Below are 4402 nucleotides of genomic sequence, written 5' to 3' on the forward strand. Positions count from 1 at the left end.
CCAGTGTGTGCACCTGGGTCACGTCGGCGGCCAGCAAGGCCTCACGCAGCACCGCCTGGCCCACCATGCCGGTGGCGCCGATGATCAGCAATCGCATCGTTTCACGCTCCAGAACCAGCAGGCATCACGATGCCGCGCCAGAAGACTTCGAAAGCCGCTTCCGCATGGTCCGGGTCGCCCGGCTTCGCGGTGGCGACAAAACCCATCGTCGCTTCGGCCATGCCGCCCAGCAGCGCGCACAGGAAGTCGAACGGCAACGGACGCAGCACGCCCTGCGCGATGGCCTGTTGCGCCGCGTCGCCCAAAGGCCCAAACGCGGCCATGCCGGCGGCGCGGCTCTCGGCCGTGACCCGGTCCGAGTGCTTGAGCTGCGTCATCACCTTGAAGCGCGCCGGGTTGGCCGCACCCCAGTGCACGTAGGTCTTGAAGACATGGCCGAAGCCGGCCTTCACGGTGGCCACGCCCTCGCCGGCCGGATGGCCGGCCAGCATGCGCTCGGCCAGCTCACCCTTGAGCTGCCGGTACAGCGCGTTGACCAGCTCGTCCTTGCTGGCGAAGTAGGTGAACAGCGTGCCCTCGGCCACGCCGGCCGCCTTGGAGATGGCCGAGGTCGGTGTGTGCCACACGCCGCGCGCCGCGAACTCGGCAATGGCGGCCTGCAGGATGGCGTTGCGCTTGTCTTCGCTGCGGGGGCGAGCCATGGCAATCGGCAATATTTAGTTGAGTGATTACTCAATCATATTCATCACCGAATGGCCGGTCAATCCGCATGGGCTTTACTTGATGAGTTGCGGTCGCGTGCAGCGTTGGGAGCTCTGTTGGATGCAACGGGCCTGTCCGCCTACGAACCGACCAACCGCTACGGGCGGTACGCCTTTGGTTGCAACGCTGCTGTGAGCCAGTCGCAGTGGGCCGAGGACAGGCGCCGGCTGTCCTCGCGATTTGCTGCGGCGACAAAAGCCAGCCGAGCATGTGCGTGCGTGACTCCCGGCCAGAGCGGGCCGTCAGCATCCAGCTTGTTAGCCGGCCTGGCGGACTGCCGACGCTCGCGCACTGCACCAGGCTCGACGCATAGGCCGCCCGGAGACGCGTTGCGCCCGAGTTTCTCTGCTGGCCGGATTACGGCCAAGCACCGCGGCAACTTCGCGAAGACTTCGGCCCTGCTGCCGCAACGCAACCAGCGTCACCAGGTCTTCAGGCTATGGATGTCGATATCTCCGTCATCCTCATACCTTACCGGTTGGCAAGGGGTCTACTTCAGACTTGAGACCGCCAATTCATGCTTGTACGCTATTGAACTACTTTCCCGCGGTTTCTTTAGCTGATAGAAGTTGTGCATCCAATTCGTTCGATCTACCACGCAATTCCAGTAACCTTTGCTGATCTTTCTCGGCGGCAATCAATGTTTGCACTGCAAGTTTTTGCGCAACCAGAAGGGCAGTTTGGTACGAAGCGAATACATCCGGCGTCACACCCGTGCCTTCCCAATTCGTATTGGTTATGGGATTGACTGCTCGGCCAGTAGGGATAAATGCAGAAAAATTACCCTTTAGGCGAACAATATCGCCTGGATTGGCCCCGCCGCCCGTGGCCTCTCCAACAATTGTCGCGCGCTTGAGTATCTTCAGATTGTAGCTGAATGCTTCGGCGGCAGAAAATGTGCGTCTGCTCGTCAGGACAAACACAGGCTTAAGCTGCCCGAATTTGGGTCCGAATACATTTTCATCTGTCCAAAACTGTTGCGTGCGTGCACCGTCACGCCAATAAAGATCGGTGAGGTGCGTTCGCTTATCAAAGAGGTAGCTGGAAAGCAAAGCTACCGTATCGGGGTCGCCACCGTGGTTATTTCGCAGATCCACGATCAACACGGCGCTGTCAGCCACCTGAGCCATTGCGACCGCGATTGCCTGCTTGGAGTAATTTGGGGGAGAAAATTGATGTACGTCAAGGTAAGCAATGTTTCCCGAAAGCCTTTCAACGGTAGCAAACGCGGAACCAAAGGCCTCGATTTGTTTTCTTGTGAAGGCGTCTTTTTCGGCTTGCGTTGAATTGTCAATATCAGAGTCGATCGGCAGAGTTTCCCCGTACCCTACATGAAGGTGAAGGTCATTGCAAATCGCTTGCACATCAGTGGTCAATAGGGTCGAAAGCCCTACTGCATATTTCACCGAATCGTAGCCGCCATCATTGAGCTTCTTTTTCAGTGCAATTGCCGTTTGCTCTCCAATATCAGGGAACACGTAAAGATCGCGCATTTTGTCGGCGAGGGAATTTACAATCTGGACGCGACTTGCTGCATCAACTTTGTCGTCGGCAGATGGGGTGCTTTCCGCATGCGCGTAACTTTGCGACATGAGCGCAACGATCCAAAAGATCACGCAGAGAAGAAATCCGGAGCGCGGAGTTTTGATCATGTGGATATGAAGGTTGGGAGCTCAGGCGGTTGAGCACCCGATGCTCGTACTGGCGGGCGGCCCGCCCTTGCTGCGGTCCGCTCGCGGGCGTACGACGTCCACGGCTGCGGCCATCTTTGGCTTGAAATGGCGCTGCACGAACATGTCGTCTGGTGCTTCCTCAGGAGAGAAGCCCGAGGGCTTGATGCGCGGCGTGATCATCGCGACATCTTGCCGCAGCCTGTGCTGGTCAAGCCTATGCCCTCGTCAAATGGCCAGTGTTGCGCTTGATGATCGGCCAACGTATCGCTGTGAATTGCTTCGAAGTCACGCCGCAACGACGGGAGTGTTCCAGGCTGCCGGCTGGTCATTCGTGCTTACCGCGGCTGCCAACTGGCCGTTCGCCCTTCCTTTGGCTGCCGCATGGTCAAAGCCGCTTCCGGATCGAGTGAAGCGTCAGTGACCAGTCACAGAAGAACAATCTATTGGGATCAAGGAGTTGGAGCTATGCGTGACGGGTCATCAACGCTTCCGGCGCCTACTTGATCAAGCCATCCGCCTTGAACATGGCCTTGATGCCGCGCACCGCCTGGCGGATGCGGGATTCGTTCTCGATCAGCGCAAAGCGCACATGTCCGTCGCCATGGTCGCCAAAGCCGATGCCGGGCGACACGCAGACCTTGGCCTTCTCCAGCAGCTGGCGTGCGAACTCCAGCGAACCCAACGCGCGGTAGGGCTCGGGAATGGGCGCCCAGATGTACATGCTGGCCTTCGGACACTCCACCGCCCAGCCGGCTTCGGTGAGGCCCTTGTAGAGCACGTCGCGGCGGCGCTGGTAGCTGGCGGCAATGTCCTGCACGCATTGCTGGTTGCCCTCCAGCGCAGCGATGGCGGCCACCTGCAGCGGCGTGAAGGTGCCGTAGTCGTGGTAGCTCTTGATGCGCGCCAGCGCAGCCACCAGGTCCGCGTTGCCGACCATGAAGCCGATGCGCCAACCTGCCATGTTGTAGCTCTTGGAGAGCGTGAAGAATTCGACCGCCACGTCCTTGGCGCCGGGCACCTGCATGATGGACGGGGCCTGGTAGCCGTCGAACACGATGTCGGCGTAGGCCAGGTCGTGCACCACCAGGATGTCGTGCTTCTTGGCCAGCGCCACCACGCGCTCGAAGAAGCTCAGCTCCACGCACTGCGCGGTGGGGTTGGACGGGAAGCCGAAGACCATCATCTTCGGCTTGGGGTAACTGCCGCGGATGGTCTTCTCCAGCTCGGCGAAGAAGTCCACCTCGCTGGAGACCGGAATGGCGCGGATGTCCGCCCCGGCGATCACCGCGCCGTAGATGTGGATGGGGTAGCTGGGGTCCGGCACCAGCACCGTGTCGCCGCGGTCCAGCGTGGCCAGCATCAGGTGTGCCAGGCCCTCCTTGGAGCCGATGGTGACGATGGCCTCGTGGTCCGGGTCGATGGCCACGCCATAGCGCCGCTCGTACCAGTGCGAGATGGCGCGGCGCAGCCGCGGGATGCCCTTGCTGGCCGAGTAGCCGTGCGTGTCCGGCCTTTGAGAGACCTCATTGAGTTTGGCGACAATGTGCGCCGGCGTGGCCCCGTCGGGGTTGCCCATGCTCATGTCGATGATGTCTTCCCCGCGCCTGCGGGCCGCGAGCTTCAGCTCCGCGGTGATGTTGAAGACGTATGGCGGCAGGCGGTCGATGCGCGCGAAGCGGCGCTTGCCGCTGCTGGTGGCAGAGGAAGAAGTGCTCATTGAATTGTCACGTGAGCGCCCGGAACCGTCCGAGCGACGTGGGCGGCATGTTGCCGGTCCGGGGACGACTCTAACGCAAGCCGCGCCTGTCCCGTTGCGGGGCTGGCGCACCAGCGCCAACCCAGTTCAGGCCAGCGCACGCCACAGCGCCAGCAGGCACAGCCCGCCGTAGAACAGCAGCAGGCTCTGCATGCCCAGGCCGGTGAGCTTCACGCGCTGCTGCCGCTCACGCAGGAAACGCCACGCGGCC

The 4402-nt window shown here is 61.2% G+C and carries 4 protein-coding genes; all 4 read right to left on the reverse strand.

Annotation, left to right across the window (positions count from 1 at the left end):
* Positions 1–101 precede the first annotated feature (101 nt).
* Positions 102–701 (reverse strand): TetR/AcrR family transcriptional regulator, encoded by a 600-nt coding sequence (locus tag FKP22_RS22215; protein ID WP_141289865.1) that lies wholly within the window; start codon positions 699–701, stop codon positions 102–104.
* Positions 702–1298: 597 nt separating this feature from the next.
* Positions 1299–2414, reverse strand: a complete 1116-nt coding sequence (locus tag FKP22_RS22220) for a S41 family peptidase (RefSeq protein WP_141289866.1) — start codon at positions 2412–2414, stop codon at positions 1299–1301.
* Positions 2415–2435: 21 nt separating this feature from the next.
* Entirely contained in the window at positions 2436–2615 is a 180-nt protein-coding gene (locus tag FKP22_RS22225) for a hypothetical protein (RefSeq protein WP_211361513.1), read from the reverse strand.
* Between the two features lie 316 nt (positions 2616–2931).
* Complete coding sequence (alaC, locus tag FKP22_RS22230; RefSeq protein ID WP_141289867.1) at positions 2932–4152, reverse strand: alanine transaminase; 1221 nt, start codon at positions 4150–4152, stop codon at positions 2932–2934.
* Positions 4153–4402 lie beyond the last annotated feature (250 nt).

Origin of the sequence: Ideonella azotifigens (assembly GCF_006519715.1) — a bacterium.
GTDB lineage: Bacteria > Pseudomonadota > Gammaproteobacteria > Burkholderiales > Burkholderiaceae_C > Ideonella > Ideonella azotifigens.

Coding starts and splice junctions, on each gene's coding strand:
- FKP22_RS22225 (WP_211361513.1), bottom strand. CDS start 2,615: ATGATCACGCCGCGCATCAAGCCCTCGGGCTTCTCTCCTGAGGAAGCA.
- FKP22_RS22215 (WP_141289865.1), bottom strand. CDS start 701: ATGGCTCGCCCCCGCAGCGAAGACAAGCGCAACGCCATCCTGCAGGCC.
- alaC (WP_141289867.1), bottom strand. CDS start 4,152: ATGAGCACTTCTTCCTCTGCCACCAGCAGCGGCAAGCGCCGCTTCGCG.
- FKP22_RS22220 (WP_141289866.1), bottom strand. CDS start 2,414: ATGATCAAAACTCCGCGCTCCGGATTTCTTCTCTGCGTGATCTTTTGG.